This window comes from Thalassobacillus pellis (assembly GCF_016908295.1).
GTDB lineage: Bacteria > Bacillota > Bacilli > Bacillales > Halobacillaceae > Thalassobacillus > Thalassobacillus pellis.
In genome coordinates this window covers 49,897-68,561 of sequence record NZ_JAFBDO010000003.1, presented here as the reverse complement: position 1 = coordinate 68,561, position 18,665 = coordinate 49,897, and the positions used below count along the sequence as shown (strand labels likewise).

Genomic DNA, 18,665 nt, shown 5'->3' with positions numbered 1-18,665 from the left:
TGGTGCTTTCAGTATATCTGTCTAAAATGACGCTCCGGTGACTCCAAAGTGACAATATCGTCACCTATGATATCGTTAAATGACTTGTTTATAGAATTTCACCTGGAAACGGGTCCCTTCTCCTTCTTTGCTGAAGACTTCGATACTCCCATTTTGGTTAGTAATGATGCTGTGAGCCATGGCAAGGCCGATCCCGACGCTATCTTCTCCTGCATTTTTTCCTTTATAGAACCGCTTGAAAATATAAGGAAGATCTTCTTTCGGAATACCTTTTCCGGAATCCTGAATAGTGATTTCCGTAAACAGGGCATTTTCAGAAAAAGTAATATTAATTTCGCCTTTTTCTTCTGTATGCCCCACGGAATTTTTCAGAATGTTGAGAAGTGCTTCCACCGTCCAGTTAAAATCCCCTGTAAAATAAACCTGCTCTGCACCTGTAATACTTATGTTGAGTTGCTTCACATCAATCGGAATAAGCACAGGCTCCATCGCCTTTTGAAGCACGTCGGCTACCCGTACCTTTTCCTGCTGGAAAAGCAGTGTTCCTGCGTCAATTTTGGAAAGCTTCAATAAAGACGAAACGAGCCATTCCAGTCTTTCTAATTGAATTTGAATATTTCGGGTGAACTCTATCCGCTTATTATTGTCGAGCTCGACATCATTCAGCAAGTCGGCCATGACCGTCATGGAGGTAAGCGGGGTTTTTAGTTGATGTGATATATCCGATATGGCATCAGTCAGATTGGTTTTATCCTTCTGCAACAGTTCCCCTTGTTCTGAAAGCATCAAAGTAACTTTATAAATGTCGTTTTTCAAAATACTAAGCTCCCCTTCGCGGTTATCTCTGATATCCAGGCTGTAATCCCCACTTTGTATCTTTCTTAAATAGCTGGACAAATTTGCGATTTCACGATAACGCAAAGCCGTGAAGAGGAGGCTGATCACCACCAGTAAAGCAGACAGAATAAAAATAAAAACGACAACCGAAGCAGAATAAATGAAAGCTCCTATCCCCGCAGCGATGACAGTCACAAAACAGAAAAGAGCAATAAGAATCTGAATCTCCCTATTTCTTAACACTTAATCACCGACCTTGTACCCCAGCCCACGAACTGTTTTTATAATTTCCGGATGGCGAGGGTCATCCTCAAGCTTCTCTCTGAGCCTTTTAATGTACACTGTAAGCGTGTTGTCATTGACAAAATCACCAGCCACATCCCAAATCCATTCCAGCAATTGCGCTCTAGTCAACACTTGTCCGATATGATTGGCAAACATCAATAACAGCCGGTATTCCAATGCTGTCATAAATACTTCCTCACCATTTTTATATACCTTGCCCTCAGTCGTATGGACACGAATATGCCCAATATCAACATGATCCATCGTTTGCGATTGTGCCTGTTTCTGATATCGGCGCATGACAGATTTTATTCTCGAAAGCAGCTCCCTTATTCGAAAAGGCTTCGTTATGTAATCATCTGCTCCCATGTCTAGTCCCATTACTACATTGACTTCATCATCAAATGCTGTTAAAAAAATGACAGGCTTGTCCGAACGCTTTTTCACCAATTCACATAAATCATAACCACTGCCATCGGGCAGCGACAAATCCAGCAAGCAAAGATCCAATTCGCGCAGCTGCCTGGTTATTTCCTCTGCAGCGGTGGCAGCGTCTGTACAAATGACGGTTTCATACCCTTCGTTCTGTAACGTGTATTCAAGTCCCGAAGCAATCGTTTTATCATCTTCGACAACTAAGATCCTCAACGGACTCCCTCCATTCTTAATGGGCCATTAATTGAGATGCTTTCTTCAGTAACTTCGGTCACTTCGCCAAGATTTCGGACGCATCGTATATTCACTGCACCCAATTAAAATTAAACAGGTGATACAGGCCAGTATAACCCTTTTTCATGCCATGTCTCCTATTCTAATTTTTATGTTGTCTCTTACATGCACTTTTAGACAAACTCGCATAGAATCGTCTCTTCGTTAATGTGTTATTTTTTTTTCACTTAAAACTAATGTAAAAACAGCTAAGTTCCCACTACACTCCTAATATATTTACGAAATTATTGTGCCTTCGTTTCATAAAACATTTTTGACTGCTTCGAAGTAAAAAGGGGCGATTTCTTATGGTTAGAGAATCGCCCCTGGTAATTGTAGTTTGATACTTTTCCGGATATCCGTCATACTCAGGCGCTTGTATTTATAATTACTTTAATTAACGGTGTAAATTAGATAAATACATATGGTAAATAAAGCAATTGCAAGTACGACTCTTCTCCCCCAGTTAGTAAAATAAATTACTTGGCAGCCTCCATCTTCCTTCTATGATTTACTTCTATCACTAACTCTCCTACCCCCATTGCAATCAAGCCATTTAACAATGCAAACAATGGAGGAATGAAACCTCCTCCACCATTTGAAAAAGGTACCATTACAAGCATAACAATACTAAAAAAGACAAAAGCCATGCCTAACAAGAATAAAACCCTGCCAACAATCATTTTCATCACCTTACCGTAATTAGTTTTACAATAAAATAGCGACATTATTTATTTCATGAGCTCTCCATATAACCAATTATTTCAAAACGGCGTCTTTTGCACAATATTTTGTTAGGATAATCACTTTATAGTAAATTTGCTCCGCTTTACATGATGTCTGGATATGGGGGATAATATGTGATAAGTGAATTTACATGAATGTTTGGACATATGTAATTAGTCCAAGCATATTGTAAACTAAAAGATATTTTCAGAAAGGATATACAAATGTCGAGCATCCTTTTAATTTTTTTATTACAAATCATATTAGTGCCAACATTATCTCTTCGAATTATTTTTGTCGTTAAAAACATGAGCGTATTTGCTTCTATTTTTGGATTTATGGAAGCTCTGATTTATGTATTTGGTTTATCCATTGTCCTAAGTGGAGAGCAAAGCATCCCGGAGATGCTTGTTTATGCCCTGGGCTTTGCAGCAGGAATCTTTTTAGGAAATTACATTGAAAATAAAATGGCATTGGGATATACAAACCTTACTGTTAACTTAATGCACATGAATAATGAACTGGTTTCCACACTTAGGAATAATGGTTTCGGAGTAACCGTATTTGAAGGAATGGGAAAAGATAGTGTCCGTTACCAGCTTCAGATTTTGACGAAAAGAAGCTTGGAAGATAATGTAACAGATATGATCGAGGAATATGAGCCAAATGCCTTCATCATTTCTTATGAACCACGTAAGTTTAAAGGTGGATATCTACTAAAATCGATGAAAAAAACAAAGAAGAAAAAATCATAACATTATTTCAAACTACCATTTTGAAAGCCTTTAATAGTTGAGTTTAAACTATTGAAAGGCTTTTTTTCATGCTTATGATTCCAAGTCTCCAATATTTATCTATCAGAAATGTAGTTTTTTTCCTGAAGAAGCATTTACCTTCATGAATAATAGCTAAAATACAGTGTTTGTCGTAATGACGAGCATTAGGCCATTCAGCTGAACAATGCTAACAGTACAACCTTAGTAAAATCGTACAACCATTTCCTAATCGTAATCATAATCTAATACATGGAGGTGAAATTATGTTTTTATATCCTAAAGATAATGAACGAGAACAAGAAAACCAACAACAAACAAACCAGGAAGAGAACAATGGAGCAGAAGATACTTCAACCCCCGGTTCGATTAATATTACAGGTTCGTTTAATATTGTCATCATCCAATATGACACGAAAAATGAAGGCAGTATAAGTCCGGAAATTGCACCTCGAGCTGAGGGTGGAGGTCAGATTAACAATGATGTAGGTGCCAACGCCAACCAGGGTGGACAAAATGCCATCGACCATAGTGAATCTGAAAATAAGAATTCACAGTTTGCCGATGGAAATGGCCGCAGCGGCATTGCAGGAAAAAATAATGATGAGATGGGAGGACAACAGGGCATTAAAGTCCGAGATAGTAAATTGAAAGAAAGCATCGTGGGTTCTGCTTCTGACCAAATAGAAGTCCATGAAGATGAATCTGGGATGAATGAAGAAACGAACGACGAATCATTAGAGGAAAACGAATAAGAACTTTTTGAATGGAGATGGTAACCCCACCATCTCTTTTTTAATCTAAAGACTCTTCATTTGAATAGTATAACTAAAAATCAAATGAAGAGTCTTTAGTACTTATAGCCAAAATAGTATTTAAACTAATTGTTACCTTCCAAAAAATACTACAAATCTAACATATTTTCTCTTTTCATCTGCTTGTTAAAATTCAACATCCTTAGTCCTAACTTTATAAATGGCACAAGTTAGAAAAGCTACCTTCTCTACAACCGGCCATATATCCTTATTGGAACATAATTAATTCCATCACTTTACTTTATCATTATCTCTCGCTAGATAATTCGACTGGCTAAGTTGTAATGTTATTATTGGTAAAGTTTTTAATGGTTTTGCTCTTTTCATAGAAATGAGGTGCATGTTCCAGCACTCCAGCTCTTGTATAAAAAGGACTGTCTGGACTTAATGGCAACTTTACAGGCCGTTTAAAAGTAGAAGATTCATAAATTGCTGTAATCAACTCAAGCGTTTTTCTGCCTTGAATGCCATCTACAAGCACTTCTCCATCACCTTTTAAAGTCTTCAGTACATCAAGTATCTGGCCTGGATGCCCTTCATATTCCAAATCAGGTTGCTGGTCATAGACATGCTGTAGCTTATCTTCTAAATCTCGATCTTCTTCTGGGAAACCATTTTCCATTGACTTGGAAGCTTTCAACTTCCACGGCGAGGAAACCCTTGCTTTTTTACCTTGGAATACTAACTGTTGCTCCTCCCCATGATGTACCACAGAGCTTGTAATTTGTGCAAGTGCTCCATTTTCATATCGGCCAATTGTAACCGATAAATCTTCCACTTCCGCATTATCATGGGCGGTATTACTAAACACAGCTGTTATTTCATCCGGCATTCCGTTCATCCACTGAAAAATATCTATATGATGGACCGCATGGTTCAAGGTACAGCCGCCACCTTCTTTTTCCCAGGTCCCTCTCCACCATAAGTCATAATAACTATGGCCTCTCCACCAGAAAGAATCGACCTGAGTATGTAAAACGGGGCCAATCAACCCAGTATCAAGCACATGTTTTAACTTCATCATTGGAGAACGGAATCGGTTCTGAGCAATAATCGATAAAATCTTGCCGTTTTTTTCTGCTGCTTTATTCATGGCATCACACTCTTCTAGAGATGAAGCCATTGGTTTTTCGACGATAACGTGCTTTCCCCCATTCAGAAAATCTATTGCAATGTCTGCATGTGTATAAGGAGGAGTGCAGACAGAAACTAAATCAATATCATCTCGATAAACGAGCTCCTGATAGTCTTGGACTACATCTACATCCAAGCCAAATTGTTCGGATGTTTTTTTTGCTTTTTCCGGATAAAGATCACAGAGTGCTGAAATTTTGCACTCTTCAGAAAATTCTTTATAACCCTTAATGTGAGATGGCGCAATAGCTCCTGTTCCAATAATAGCAACGTTAAACATGTTTCATTCCTCCTAAACTAATATTTATAACTCTTATAGCGTCCTCTAGTTAAGGAAGCACAAATTTTCCACATTTACATAAGCTCCATAGCATTATTGTAAATCCTATAGTTCAACTCTACTGGGGGCATTTTCTACATCTTACTTGTCGGCTGTCCATTTAAAAACTCCCTTGTTTTCTTGAGGGTAAAAATTATCCTTTAACTGCTCCAGAAGCCATGCCTTTAATAATCTGCTCTTGGAAAATCATATAAACGATTAAGACTGGAATAATAGAAATAATCACACCAGCTGCTATCAGACCGTATTCACTTAGATGAGAGGACTGGAAGCTTGCTAATCCTAGCGGTAATGTACTGATGGCATCTGATGAAATTAAAACAGTCGCAAAAATATATTCATTCCATGCGGAAATGAATACAAGAATCCCCACTGTCGCTAAAGCAGGTTTACTCATTGGTATGATCACTTTTGAAAATACCTGCCAGTAATTACAACCGTCTATAATTGCAGCTTCTTCCATCTCTTTTGGTATACCTTTCATAAAACCCACTAACAGAAACACCGTTTTCGGTAAATTTAAAGCTGTATACACTATAATAAGGCCTATTAATGTATCTCTGAGCCCGATGGTATGCATTTTAAAGAACATCGGAAATATTAACGATTGAAGCGGGATAGTCAGACCAATTATAAAAAGCATGTAAATAAAGAAATTGCCTCTAAATTTGAATCGACTCAATACAAACGAAACAGTTGAACCTAATATAAAGCAAAAAAGAACAGTAGCTAATGCCACCAGAAGACTATTCCACAAGTACATAGACATGTTGACTTCAAATAAGGCAAAAATATAGTTACTGAATTCTATTGATTCTGGCAGCCCAAACGGACTGGAGAAAATTTCCCGGTTATCTTTAAACGAAGTCATTAGCACCCACACAAACAATCCAAATGTGATGGCGAAATAACCCCATATAAAGGTGTACTTCAGAATATTAGCGGTCACTTTTTTCGTCGTATCGCCAGTTTTATAAGGCTTATGATTCTTCATGACTGGCTTCCTTTCTTCCGGAGGATTAGGAACTGTCTCACTTTTTAATACAGTATTATCAGTTGCCATGATTATCACCCTATCTGTTAATCTCATTCTTTAGATTGAAGCACTTTGTTTACTATAGCAGTAAAAACTATCACGATGAACATCATCGTAATGGCAATAGCATTTCCGTAACCATACCTGCTTTCATCAAAACCCTGCTTATACATGTATGTTCCTGTAACTTCTGTTTGGTGGACAGGTCCTCCGTTGGTCAGTAATAGAACATAATCGAACTGCTTAAAAGCATAGGAAATACCTAGTACAAAACAGATAACTAATACATTTCGTATTGATGGTAAGATGATATAGGCAATTTTCTGCCAACTGTTTACTCCATCCATTTTCCCTGCTTCCAAAAGTTCATCAGGTACACTCTGTAAACCTGAAAAAAGAATAACCATCATTAAACCAATGTAGTTCCAGACAAACGGAAGAGATACGGCTGTCATCGCTGTATTTGGGTCAGTCAGCCATGCTGTGGTGAACTGGTCAAGCCCAATTAATTTTAAAAAACTATTCAAAATACCGAACTGAGCTTCATAAATAAAGGAAAATGCCAATGAAACGGCAACAGATGATGTAATAACCGGAATAAAGTAGACGGTCCTCAAAAACTTATATGCTTTAACTTTTTGGTAAATAAAATAGGCAAGGAGAAATCCAACAGGAATCTGCACTAAAATAACCAATGCTACCCAGTATAATGTGTGAGCAAGGGCAGAATAAAAAATGGGATCCTTAAGCAGTTCCATATAGTTACCTAGAAAAAGAAAAACCTTCTCACCTATTCCATCCCATTTAAAGAAGCTAATATAAAACGTATTAAGTACTGGGCTGATAAAAAAGTATGTGTAAAATAGCAATGTAGGAAGTGCAAAAAGCGCCAGTATCCATCGTTTTTGTTGTATCACTAATGTTTCCTCGCTTTCTTTAAGCGGAGGGACAGTGCTTATCCCTCCACAAAATTTTTCAACTTCCCACTTGCTCCTTACTTTTCAAACTGCACATTCGGGTTTTCTTCAATTATGGCATTCATTTGTTCCACATACTCTTTAGGCTCAATTTTTTGCAAGAGCAAAGAGTCCGTCAGTGGCCAGTATTCGCCTTCAACGGCAGAAGCAAACAATTCTTCTTCATAAGAAGGTAATACGTTTTCTGACCTATCAATATTTTTTAATACCTCATTAAGAACAGGGTTTACTTTATCCACATCGTACTCCACTTTTAATGGGGTCTGATTAGCAATTTTTTCAACAAACTGTCTTCCAACCTCTTTACCAGCTATCTTGTTCATTAGTTTCCAAGCTGCTTCTCGCTTTTCTGGATCTTCATAAGCATCTTTACTCATATATATGAAGTGGCCTGTGCCTGCTAAAGTAGTTGGTACAGATTCACTATCTCCCAAAGGAAAAGGAATAACCTGGTAGTTTTTCAGCAATTCAGGGTCAATAGACCCAATTGTCCAACTATGCTGATAGAACATCGGAGCTTGTTCAGCATGGAAAAGCTCTAATGATTGGGCCGTAGCCATATTCATATACCCTTCAGGAAAAGCTCCAAGTTCAGCTAACTCATCAGCTTTCTGTGCTGCTTCTAACAATGCATCACCAAAAGGTTTCTCAGCAGTAGAGTGAGCGACCAAGTCTTCATAATTTTTCTTTTGAGCAAACCATGTTAATAGCATGTAACGGGCACTGTGGTTATTTGCTGCAAACGGAATATATCCAGCTTCTTTAAATTTAACAACTGCATCCTTTAATTCTTCATAAGTAGTTGGAACTTTAACATTATGTTCTTCAAATAACTTTTTATTGATCATAAAGTAGTAGCTATAACCTTGAAATGGAAGCCCATAAATTCCACCTTTATAAGTAACGGGACCGAATGCTCCCTCTCTATACTGTTCTTTCAAATTATCTTCCTCTATCAGTCCTGAGATATCTGGTATGACACCATTTTTAATATAGTTTTCCGTACGACGCATCCCCCAGTGAGTAAACACATCTGGCGCATCGTCAGCCGCCATTTCTGTTTTAAGCTGTTCTAAAATGGTGTTCCCCGCCGCTGTTTCAATTTTCAAATCAATATCTTTGTGATTATTATCAAATTCTTTAAATGCAGGTTCAATGACAGGTGCTTGAGGTTGTGCTCCGGTAAAACTGTGTAAGACCCGAAGTTGAACAGCGTCTTCGTTATTCTCTGCTTCTCCAGATGCCTCATCTGCTGTGCCTCCCTGACAGCCCGAAAAAAGGAGTGCAACTATTATAGAGGCCAGAAATACGAGCATTTTATTCTTTTTTAACATTCTTATTCCTCCATATGATTTATTCTTTTCATATCCCATCAACTATTAGTCCCTTTTATCAAATACTGAAAAAGCTTATTTAGTCTAAAAAGTTAAGCATAGAAAGGCCCTGGTTATTTAAAATAATCAGGGTATTTTTCTTTTAAAACGTCTTTTTCCGTAACAACCAGCTTTAGGTGCTTTTCCATTACTTCGTCTACTTTGTCGGTATCTTTGGATAATATCAATTCGTAGATTTTCTTATGCTGTGTAATAATATTGTCCCATTCCATTCCTGACGATAGCCGCAAGATCCTTAATCTATTAAAGTGGCTATTCATTTGTTGTAGCAAGTTCCAAATCCGGTCTTTTTTACAACCAGAGAATAAAATACGATGGAATTCATCATCCAATTGATATAAGCGAGAGTAGTTTTGCTTCTTGTCACATAGTTCCTGCATATTGAGGTTCATTTCTAATTGAAACAAGTATTCTTCACTGAACTCGAGACAAGCCTCTTTTACTATACCTCTTTCGGTATTTTCCCTTAGAAACCTGGCCTCCTCTACATGATCCAAATCTATCTTGGATACTTCAGTGCCTCTTTGCGGATAAATAACCAGCAATTCTTCCTGTGCTAACCGCTGAAACGCTTCTCTTATTGGCGTCCTGCTTACTGTTAAGTTTTTTGTAATTTCACTTTCTGAAATTTTTCTACCTGGTTCTAATTCTAATTTCATTATCTGTTCTTTTAATGTGGAGTACGCAAACTCTCTTACTGATTTTTGAGCTGGAATTACATTTGATACATTCACTTTATTCCCCTCCTATGGACCGCCATGCCTAGGTGTTTCCTCCAGTGTTTTTAAAAAAACACCCACTTCAACTCACCTCCTGGATACTTTGCATTTTAGAATAATTACCATACTAGTATGTTAGTTTCTGTTATTACTAGTATACTAGCAATACTAGAAAGCGTTTACAATAGTATTTTACAAAAAATTTAGAATATTTACTCTTTTGGGTATTATGATCTAAATAAGTAGGTGGAAGTTATTTAGATTGGTTAATATTGGAAATTTAAACGTAAAAAAAATAAATGAAAGCCATGCCTAGTCCTTTTTTTGATCACACACTATATGGATATATGCGCATATCCACTCAAAACAAAAACCTCTCGAAAGTTCAGTGAACTTATGAGAGGCATTTTAATTTTATAGTGTTCCTATGCTTAATAACGCTTATATATTCTGTAATTCAACTTGCATGTATTACCTTGAGATTAAATAGGATACAAGAAATAATCTAAGATTTTGGATTTAATGGAAAGAAGTTATCTGTGCTATTAATTCGATTGAGCGTACGATTTTTGATTTGATTTGGATGTGCGGTTTTCCCTTAATCTCATTTCCAGCTGCTCCAGTGATTTTCCTTTAGTTTCTGGAACAAACTTCCACACAAAAAGTCCGGACAGTATACTCATTACTCCGTAAAAGGTATACGTAAAGCCGCCGCTGAATTCCATCATCATTGGATACGTGGAAGAAATGAAGTAGTTAGCTGCCCATTGAGAGGCAACTGCGATTGCTACCGCTTTTCCTCTGATTTTGTTCGGGAAGATTTCAGAAATCAGTACCCAAACGATCGGCCCCCAAGACATCATAAAGGAAGCTGTGTAGATGATGATGAACACAAGTGTCGCTATGCCGATAGCATCGGCAAAGGCCAAACCGGCAACTCCAAACATTCCAATTGTCATACCTATTGATCCGATAATCAACAATGGCTTTCTTCCAAATTTATCGACAGTCAAGATGGCTATAATTGTGAAAATCACATTTACCAGCCCCATAATAATCGTTTGGAACATGGAAGCATCCCGCCCCGCCCCCATGCTCTCAAAAATACGCGGAGCATAGTATAAAGCTACATTTATACCAACAAATTGCTGAAACACAGATAGCAGTATCCCTACGACTACGATGGAAACACCAAAAGAAAACAATTTACCCTTTTTTGTATCGAAGGATTGATTAATTTCGTATAACGTCGCCTTTGCCATTGTCTGTTCATAAATTCTCTTTAAAACTTTCAAAGCTTCATCCTGTTTATTTTGTGAAGCTAAATAACGAGGTGTTTCCGGAACAGTGAATAAAAACAGCAAGAACAATAAAGCCGGGATTGCTTCAGATGCGAACATGAGGCGCCACCCTATTTCATTGACCCAAGTTTCCGTTTGGCCACGGGCAATCCCCCAATTTACAAAATAAACGACAAGCATTCCAAAAATGATAGCGAATTGGTTGAGTGATACTAACCTGCCCCTGATTTCTGATGGAGCCACTTCCCCGATATACATTGGAGCGACAGCAGACGCAAGGCCTACACCAATTCCTCCGATGATCCGGTAAAGGTTAAATGCTATTAGGAGCCCATATGTTGGCTCACCTACAGTGAAGAATAATACTTCAGGGTAAGCAGAACCTAAAGCAGAAGCCAGAAACAAAAGAGCAGACAAAATTAACGTTCTTTTTCTTCCTAACTTAGTTGCGAATAGGCCAGACAATAACCCGCCGATAATACATCCAATCAGGGCACTGGAAACCGTTAACCCATGAACCAGGGAACTTAAATTCAATCCATCAGCAAAATACGTCTGCAGGGGGCCTTCCGCGCCTGATATGACCGCGGTATCATACCCAAAAAGCAATCCTCCAAGTGTGGCCACCAGTGTGATTAATACTATATAGAAATTCTTATACTTTTTCATTTTTGTCAGAGCAGCAGATAAAACTACTCCTACCTCCTTCCATTCCAGAAATCACTTTTATAATTGAATCTTTCAACATTAACTTAATTATTTAATGGTTAAACTAGCACTATTCGATATTCCAACTCGACTGGAAAGATTTAAATTAAAACCAAAATATTGAATTCACTTACGGCGTAAGTCCTTGAAGTTGAAGGATTACCCCCTTCCCTTTTTAAAATGGCGTCGCACACCTTCCTGTAAGCGTCGATTTTCACATAAGGTCCATCAAAAACCTACTGCAAGCACCAGCAATATGGATGATAACGCTTTCTTTTCTATGAAAAAACATGACCGCTTATTGTTTTCCAATTTATGGTGCGGTGAATTCAGATTAACAAAAAGAACTTAGTTTGTACAGTGGATAAACAAATAATATTATCTTAGAATAAATTCATTTAAATTTGTTGGTGTTAATTGAATTTTGATAGATTTTACAAATAACCGAAAGGAAGCACAGACACCTTCCCCACTCTTTTCCAGCCCTTCCAATATCCTATTTCCCTTGCACTTTTCGTCTGATACTATTAAAATATATTGGTTGAAATGCAAATTAATTGGATATAGATAAGTTAGAAATAATACTTTTTAATTTTTGGAACTACTGTGTTCCCTAAAAGAAAGGTTCAGATATATTATGAAAGATAACTTTTGGCATGAGTTGCCGCGGCCTTTTTTTGTTTTGGCGCCAATGGAAGCAGTGACGGATGTCGTGTTTCGTCATGTTGTGAGTGAAGCGGCAAGACCAGACGTGTTTTTTACGGAATTTACGAATACGGAGAGCTACTGCCATCCAAAAGGCAAAGACAGCCTGCGGGGACGTTTGACGTTTACGGAAGATGAGCAGCCGATCGTCGCGCACATTTGGGGGGATAAACCAGATTACTTCCGCCAAATGAGTATCGGGATGGCAGAGATGGGATATCGGGGCGTCGATATCAATATGGGCTGCCCTGCGCCTAATGTCGCAACGAAAGGGAAAGGCTGTGGACTGATCCGCCGACCAGATGTCGCAGCGGAAATCATCCAGGCTGCCAAAGCGGGTGGCCTGCCTGTCAGTGTAAAGACCCGTCTCGGTTACACGAAAGTGAATGAATGGCATGAATGGCTGAAGCATCTTCTGGAACAGGATATCGTCAACCTTTCCATTCATCTCCGTACGAAAAAAGAAATGAGTAAGGTCCCGGCTCACTGGGAATTGATTCCCGAGATCAAGAAACTCCGTGATGAAGTGGCTCCTGATACGCTTCTGACGATTAACGGAGATATTCCTGACCGACAGAAAGGTCTTGAACTAGTGGAAAAATACGGTGTGGACGGAGTAATGATCGGCAGAGGGGTCTTCCATAACCCATTCGCTTTTGAAAAAGAAAAGAAAGAGCATACAAGCGAAGAACTGCTAGACCTACTTCGCCTGCAACTCGACCTTCATGATAAATATTCCGAAGAACTCGAGCCGCGTCTCTTCAAACCACTCCTTCGCTTTTTCAAAATATATGTCCGTGGATTCCGTGGAGCAAGTGAGTTAAGAAATCAGCTGATGAACACAAAATCCACCGATGAAGTACGTGCTCTGCTTGACGAGTTTACAGAAGAGAATGGTGGAGTGACCGAAGAGAAAAGTTTCTCTGTTTCGAAATAAGTCTTTTTCCAGATGAGAAAAGCCCATTGCGCTTTTCTCTTTTTTTTTCCTTTAAGATTGTATAAAATTTTTGCAAAGAAGCTCTCGACTTCGTGAAAATTGTAAAACTCTAAGTAGTATCCTTAACTAACTATAATATCTGAAATTCAAGAGGATTAAATAAGCCGCAGGCGCTGTGCAGGCACAACGACCTTCGGCTTTTTCATATGCAAGTATCTTCTAATTTCTTTATTTCATGCCTCTACCTACGTGTCTGACATTGGTTCTTATTACACCAATTAACGATTGATCTGTAATTTGATCTAATGATTATCATTCCAATTCTATCAGTAAATCTCCTACATGAATGGCGTCATTATTTTCAACATAAATATCCTTGATTTTTCCATCAAAAGGGGCTTGGACGGTTGTTTCCATCTTCATCGCTTCTGTGATCATTAAATGATCTCCTTTTTTCACATGTTCCCCTTTTTCAGATATGACCTTGATAACCGTTCCTGGCATCGATGCCCCGATGTGTTTATCATTCGATTTATCCACTTTCGGCCGCTCCTTGACAGCAGCTTTTACATTTTCATCCTTGACGACTATCTCACGGGGCTGACCGTTCAATTCAAAGAAGACGGTCCTCGTTCCGTCGATTTGCGGCTCTCCAATAGAAATCAATTTGACAATCAGCGTCTTCCCCTGCTCGATATCCAGCTCGATTTCTTCTCCAAGTCTCATCCCATAGAAGAAAGTCGGGGTATCCAGCACGGACACATTGCCATATTGCTCCATGAATTTTTGGTGGTCCATGAACACTTTCGGATACAGTGCATAGCTGATCATATCAAAGCTTGTGACTTGTCTATCAAGGGAATGAAACAGAGTCTCTTTCAGATTAGTGAAGTCAACAGGATCCAGCAGTTCACCTGGACGTACATGAATCGGCTCGCGTCCTTTTAAGATGATCCGCTGCAGTTCGGCAGGAAATCCACCATAAGGCTGACCTAAATATCCTTGGAAAAACTCTACTACACTATCCGGGAAGTCTAAGGTTTCCCCTTTTTCATAAATATCGTCTTCATTTAAATCATTTTGTACCATATAAAGCGCCATGTCCCCAACAATTTTTGAAGATGGTGTTACTTTGACGATGTCTCCGAACATATCGTTGACGCGACGGTACATGGTCTTCACCTCGTCCCACCGGGAGCCAAGCCCGACTGCTTTGGCCTGCTGCTGAAGATTACTGTACTGCCCTCCAGGCATTTCATGTTCATATACCTCTGTGTGCGGCGCAATCATGCCGCTTTCAAAGTCCTGATAGTATTTTCTTGTATCCTCCCAGTAGCGTCCCAGTTTTTCATAAGCGCTAATATCAACGTTGGGCTTTCTTTCACTTCCTTCTAATGCGTAGTATAGGCTGCTGGCACTCGGCTGGGAAGTTAAACCTGACATGGAGCCTGCGGCCACATCGACGACATCAACTCCTGCTTCAACGGCACGGGAATATGTGAACAGGCCGTTTCCGCTTGTGTCGTGTGTATGCAAATGGATCGGTATATCAATCGTTTCTTTCAAGGTGGAGATCAACTGATACGCAGCTTCCGGTTTTAACAATCCTGCCATATCTTTAATCCCGAGAATATGTGCTCCAGCATCCTGCAATTCTTTCGCTACCTTTTGATAATATGCCAGGTCATATTTCGGACGACTGGAATCCAGAATATCCCCGGTGTAGCACATCGCGGCCTCAGCTACCTTGCCACTTTCCCTGACCGCATCAATCGTCAGCTTCATTCCTTCGATCCAATTGAGACTGTCGAAAATACGGAAAACATCAATGCCTGCATCGGCACTTTTCTCTACAAATTCACGAATTAAGTTGTCCGGGTAGTTTTTATATCCTACCGCATTGGAAGCCCTGAGCAGCATTTGGAACAGGACGTTTGGTGCCTTGTTGCGCAATTTCAATAACCGCTCCCATGGATCCTCATTGAGAAATCGGTAGGCTACATCAAAAGTTGCGCCTCCCCACATTTCCAGGGAAAACAACTCCGGAAGCAGACAGGCTGTCGGCTCTGCGATATTTTCCAGATCTTTCGTCCGGACCCTTGTGGCTAATAAGGACTGGTGGGCATCGCGGAAAGTTGTATCTGTCATCAGTACTTCTTCCCGTTCCTTCAGCCATTCGGCAAGCCCCTCTGCTCCACGTTCCTCCAGAATCTGCTTGGTCCCGCTTGGAATCGACTCGTAGTGTTTAATTTTAGGAATTCTGGGTTTGGAATACGCTGGTTTCTTCCTGTTTCCATTCCCTTCAAAACCGTTGACAGTCCGGTCGGCGATATAGGACAGCATCTTCGTCCCGCGGTCTTTTCTTTTCGGAAATACAAACAACTCAGGTGATCGATCGATGAAAGTTGTATGGTACTCCCCAGAAAGGAATTGTTTGTGCTGAATGACGTTTTCCAGAAATGGAATGTTAGTCTTGATACCACGGATTCGGAACTCTTTTAAGTTACGCACCATTTTTTGAGCGGCCTGATCAAAACTTAATGCCCATGTCGACAGCTTCACTAGCAAAGAATCATAGAATGGGGATATAACTGCTCCCTGGAATCCATTTCCGGCATCAAGCCGCACACCGAATCCGCCACCTGTCCGGTAGGCCATGATCTTGCCTGTGTCAGGCATAAAATTGTTCAGAGGGTCTTCTGTGGTCACCCGGGATTGGATGGCGTATCCATGGGTATGAATCTCTTCCTGTGCTGGTATGCCAATTCGATTGCCATGCAGTCCGTATCCTTCAGCTATAAGAATTTGCGTTTGGACTATATCGACTCCTGTGATCATCTCTGTGATTGTATGCTCCACTTGTACACGCGGATTCACTTCAATAAAGTAAAATTCATTCTCAGTAACCAGGAATTCAACGGTTCCTGCGTTGATGTATTTGACATTGTCCATCAGCTTGACGGCTGCCTGGCAAATTCTCTCCCTCAATTCGTTTGTCAGGCTTACGCTCGGAGCCACCTCTACTACTTTCTGATGGCGTCGCTGAACCGAACAGTCTCTTTCATATAAATGCACAATATTGCCATCAGCATCGCAGATGATTTGAACTTCAATATGTTTTGGTTCTTCGATTAACCTTTCTACATAGACTTCATCACTGCCAAAAGCAGCGCGTGCTTCAGATCGTGCTCTATCGTAAGATTCGTCCAGGTTATCGGCACTCCGGACCACGCGCATCCCGCGGCCGCCGCCACCCATAGCTGCCTTTATCATTAATGGATAGCCGTGTTCCTCTCCAAAATCGCGGATTTCCTGAAGGCCGCTTACGGGGCCATCACTTCCAGGTATCACAGGTATATCTGCCTGAACCGCTTGGTCACGTGCTTTCACTTTATCTCCAAACATATTTAAATGTTCGCTCGTCGGCCCAATAAAAATGATCCCCTCCTGCTCACAACGACGGGCAAACTCTATATTTTCCGATAAGAACCCATAACCAGGATGAATCGCATCAACGCCGACACGCTTCGCGATTTCAATAATGCCTTCGATATCCAGATAGGCATCGATCGGCTTCTTTCCTTCCCCTACTAAATAAGCTTCATCTGCTTTATACCTGTGGTAGGAACCAGTGTCTTCCTGGGAATAGACTGCTACAGTGCGAATGTCCAGCTCTGTACATGCCCGGAAAACGCGAATAGCAATTTCTCCGCGATTTGCTACTAAAACTTTGTTAATTTTCCTAACGTCTGCCATTGTCCACTCTCCATTTCGTTCTTTGTCTGGTACAAGTATAAAAAAAGGGAATGTTGCATCCAACATTCCCGAAAATATATATAAATTCAGCTAGGGATTCAAGGGAGCGACGTGCCCCCGCTCCCTAACCGAAGAAGTTTTCGGCTTTTTCCAGTTGTACTTCCTGATCGGGTGATAACTCATGTTCATCAACGATTGCATCGACTGGGCAAGCCGCGACACAAGCACCACAGTCTATACAGGTATTGGGATCAATAAAGTATTGATCCTCCCCTTCTTCAATACAATCAACCGGGCATACGTCCACACACTCTGCTGCCTTTTCCTGACCACAGGGACTTGTTATTACAAAAGCCAAGATGATCCTCTCCTTTTCTTTCTTTTTTGATGACGTGTTTCCTATCTGTCTCAATCATCTAGTTTCATTTCGTACTAAATTCACCGCTGACCGACTTTGAATACTGTTCTTTATCAAGACTTAAAAATTCTAAAGCGTTCAGTCCGAGTATTTTTTCCCGTTCCGCGTCACGCAGTGTCGACAATCGGTCGACCACTTTACCGGATGGTGCTTCGCGTAATAAGAATGGATAATCGGATCCTGCTATGATCTGGTCAACACCAAATTTATCGATCATAAACTGCAAATTCTCTTCCTCGTAAACGAGTGAATCATAATAGAGCCGTTTCGCATAATGACTTGGCGGCTTCTCCGTCTTTCTGATTTGCGGCCATACATGCCAGCCTTTATCCATCCTTGGTAATAAATAAGGCAAAGCACCGCCACCATGGGCGAAACACAACTTAAGTTTTGGATACTTATCCAGCATTCCGCTCATTATGATACTCCCTGCTGCCAGTGCTGTTTCAGAGGGCATCCCCACCATATACATGAAGTTGTGACGCGGCATCCGTTCTCTCCCTAACGTTGCCCACGGGTGTACAAACAAAGGGACTTCCTGATCGTTTGCAGCCTTGAAAAACCGCTCTAATGTCTCATCATCGAGATTCTTGCCCTCTACGTTACTTCCTATTTCAATCCCTTTTAACCCCAATTCATTGACCGCCCGATCCATTTCTTCTATGGCTAAATCAACATCCTGTAATGGGACGGTAGCTAACCCAATGAACCTGTCAGGGTGTTCACGTGTGACGGATGCAATGAAATCGTTCTGGAATCTGGCCATTTCTAATCCTTGGTCCGGGTCAGCCCAATAACTGAAAGTAACTGGTATCGGGGATAAAACTTGAATATCAATACCTTCTTTGTCCATATCGCTCAGCCGCTTTTCTGCATCCCACGTCTGATCCGTAATCTCCCTGAATTTATTCCCCTTTATCATAATGTTGGCACCACAATCACACGTCGTTTTCTCTAAAACTGGCCAGCGATCATCGCCGTATTTTTCGGCTAAATTCAAAAATTCCTCTGAAATGATATGTGTATGAAAATCAATGTTCAGGTTTTGTTTCAAAAATGAACTCTCCCAGCCTTGATAATTTTGCAATGAAGAGAC

The 18,665-nt window shown here is 40.2% G+C and carries 15 protein-coding genes; 3 read left to right on the top strand and 12 right to left on the bottom strand.

Features of this window, described 5'->3' with window-relative positions:
- Positions 1–75: 75 nt before the first annotated feature.
- From JOC33_RS10930 to JOC33_RS10920, 3 genes are all read right to left on the bottom strand, one after another.
- Positions 76–1,080, bottom strand: coding sequence for an ATP-binding protein (locus tag JOC33_RS10930; RefSeq protein WP_205092571.1), 1,005 nt, complete (start codon positions 1,078–1,080; stop codon positions 76–78).
- The gene (locus JOC33_RS10925; protein WP_205092570.1) at positions 1,081–1,770 is read right to left on the bottom strand and encodes a response regulator transcription factor; all 690 of its coding nucleotides are present in this window, start codon (positions 1,768–1,770) and stop codon (positions 1,081–1,083) included.
- A gap of 539 nt (positions 1,771–2,309) precedes the next feature.
- Entirely contained in the window at positions 2,310–2,513 is a 204-nt protein-coding gene (locus JOC33_RS10920; RefSeq protein WP_205092569.1) for a hypothetical protein, read from the bottom strand.
- A gap of 267 nt (positions 2,514–2,780) precedes the next feature.
- On the opposite strand from JOC33_RS10920, the gene JOC33_RS10915 reads away from it, so the two are divergent.
- Positions 2,781–3,311: a DUF2179 domain-containing protein gene (locus JOC33_RS10915; RefSeq protein WP_205092568.1), complete on the top strand. Its 531-nt coding sequence runs from the start codon at positions 2,781–2,783 to the stop codon at positions 3,309–3,311.
- Between the two features lie 284 nt (positions 3,312–3,595).
- The gene (locus JOC33_RS10910) at positions 3,596–4,084 is read left to right on the top strand and encodes a hypothetical protein (protein ID WP_205092567.1); all 489 of its coding nucleotides are present in this window, start codon (positions 3,596–3,598) and stop codon (positions 4,082–4,084) included.
- A 334-nt stretch (positions 4,085–4,418) separates the two neighbouring features.
- Here the strand turns inward: JOC33_RS10910 and JOC33_RS10905 are convergent, their stop codons facing one another.
- The 6 genes from JOC33_RS10905 to xylE all read right to left on the bottom strand — a co-directional run bounded on the left by JOC33_RS10905 (position 4,419) and on the right by xylE (position 11,714).
- Positions 4,419–5,558 carry a Gfo/Idh/MocA family protein gene (locus tag JOC33_RS10905; RefSeq protein ID WP_205092566.1) on the bottom strand — a complete coding sequence of 380 codons (1,140 nt, stop codon included), beginning with the start codon at positions 5,556–5,558 and terminating at the stop codon, positions 4,419–4,421.
- Between the two features lie 193 nt (positions 5,559–5,751).
- Complete coding sequence (locus JOC33_RS10900; RefSeq protein ID WP_205092565.1) at positions 5,752–6,681, bottom strand: carbohydrate ABC transporter permease; 930 nt, start codon at positions 6,679–6,681, stop codon at positions 5,752–5,754.
- 23 nt (positions 6,682–6,704) lie between these two features.
- Positions 6,705–7,571 (bottom strand): ABC transporter permease subunit, encoded by an 867-nt coding sequence (locus JOC33_RS10895; protein ID WP_205092564.1) that lies wholly within the window; start codon positions 7,569–7,571, stop codon positions 6,705–6,707.
- A 77-nt stretch (positions 7,572–7,648) separates the two neighbouring features.
- Positions 7,649–8,965: an ABC transporter substrate-binding protein gene (locus JOC33_RS10890; RefSeq protein WP_205092563.1), complete on the bottom strand. Its 1,317-nt coding sequence runs from the start codon at positions 8,963–8,965 to the stop codon at positions 7,649–7,651.
- Positions 8,966–9,078: 113 nt separating this feature from the next.
- Positions 9,079–9,759 (bottom strand): GntR family transcriptional regulator, encoded by a 681-nt coding sequence (locus tag JOC33_RS10885; protein WP_338054508.1) that lies wholly within the window; start codon positions 9,757–9,759, stop codon positions 9,079–9,081.
- Between the two features lie 530 nt (positions 9,760–10,289).
- Positions 10,290–11,714: a D-xylose transporter XylE gene (gene xylE / locus JOC33_RS10880; RefSeq protein WP_205092562.1), complete on the bottom strand. Its 1,425-nt coding sequence runs from the start codon at positions 11,712–11,714 to the stop codon at positions 10,290–10,292.
- A gap of 676 nt (positions 11,715–12,390) precedes the next feature.
- Here xylE and JOC33_RS10875 point away from each other — a divergent pair.
- Entirely contained in the window at positions 12,391–13,395 is a 1,005-nt protein-coding gene (locus JOC33_RS10875) for a tRNA dihydrouridine synthase (RefSeq protein WP_205092561.1), read from the top strand.
- A gap of 312 nt (positions 13,396–13,707) precedes the next feature.
- Here JOC33_RS10875 and pyc read toward each other — a convergent pair whose 3' ends face one another.
- The 3 genes from pyc to JOC33_RS10860 form a co-directional block, all read right to left on the bottom strand.
- Positions 13,708–17,151: a pyruvate carboxylase gene (pyc, locus tag JOC33_RS10870; RefSeq protein WP_205092560.1), complete on the bottom strand. Its 3,444-nt coding sequence runs from the start codon at positions 17,149–17,151 to the stop codon at positions 13,708–13,710.
- Positions 17,152–17,275: 124 nt separating this feature from the next.
- Positions 17,276–17,509: an indolepyruvate ferredoxin oxidoreductase subunit alpha gene (locus JOC33_RS10865; RefSeq protein WP_205092559.1), complete on the bottom strand. Its 234-nt coding sequence runs from the start codon at positions 17,507–17,509 to the stop codon at positions 17,276–17,278.
- A 64-nt stretch (positions 17,510–17,573) separates the two neighbouring features.
- The gene (locus JOC33_RS10860) at positions 17,574–18,623 is read right to left on the bottom strand and encodes an amidohydrolase family protein (protein WP_205092558.1); all 1,050 of its coding nucleotides are present in this window, start codon (positions 18,621–18,623) and stop codon (positions 17,574–17,576) included.
- Between the last annotated feature and the right edge of the window lie 42 nt (positions 18,624–18,665).

Coding starts and splice junctions, on each gene's coding strand:
- JOC33_RS10920 (WP_205092569.1), bottom strand. CDS start 2,513: ATGATTGTTGGCAGGGTTTTATTCTTGTTAGGCATGGCTTTTGTCTTT.
- JOC33_RS10915 (WP_205092568.1), top strand. CDS start 2,781: ATGTCGAGCATCCTTTTAATTTTTTTATTACAAATCATATTAGTGCCA.
- JOC33_RS10910 (WP_205092567.1), top strand. CDS start 3,596: ATGTTTTTATATCCTAAAGATAATGAACGAGAACAAGAAAACCAACAA.
- JOC33_RS10905 (WP_205092566.1), bottom strand. CDS start 5,558: ATGTTTAACGTTGCTATTATTGGAACAGGAGCTATTGCGCCATCTCAC.
- JOC33_RS10900 (WP_205092565.1), bottom strand. CDS start 6,681: ATGGCAACTGATAATACTGTATTAAAAAGTGAGACAGTTCCTAATCCT.
- JOC33_RS10890 (WP_205092563.1), bottom strand. CDS start 8,965: ATGTTAAAAAAGAATAAAATGCTCGTATTTCTGGCCTCTATAATAGTT.
- xylE (WP_205092562.1), bottom strand. CDS start 11,714: ATGAAAAAGTATAAGAATTTCTATATAGTATTAATCACACTGGTGGCC.
- JOC33_RS10875 (WP_205092561.1), top strand. CDS start 12,391: ATGAAAGATAACTTTTGGCATGAGTTGCCGCGGCCTTTTTTTGTTTTG.
- pyc (WP_205092560.1), bottom strand. CDS start 17,151: ATGGCAGACGTTAGGAAAATTAACAAAGTTTTAGTAGCAAATCGCGGA.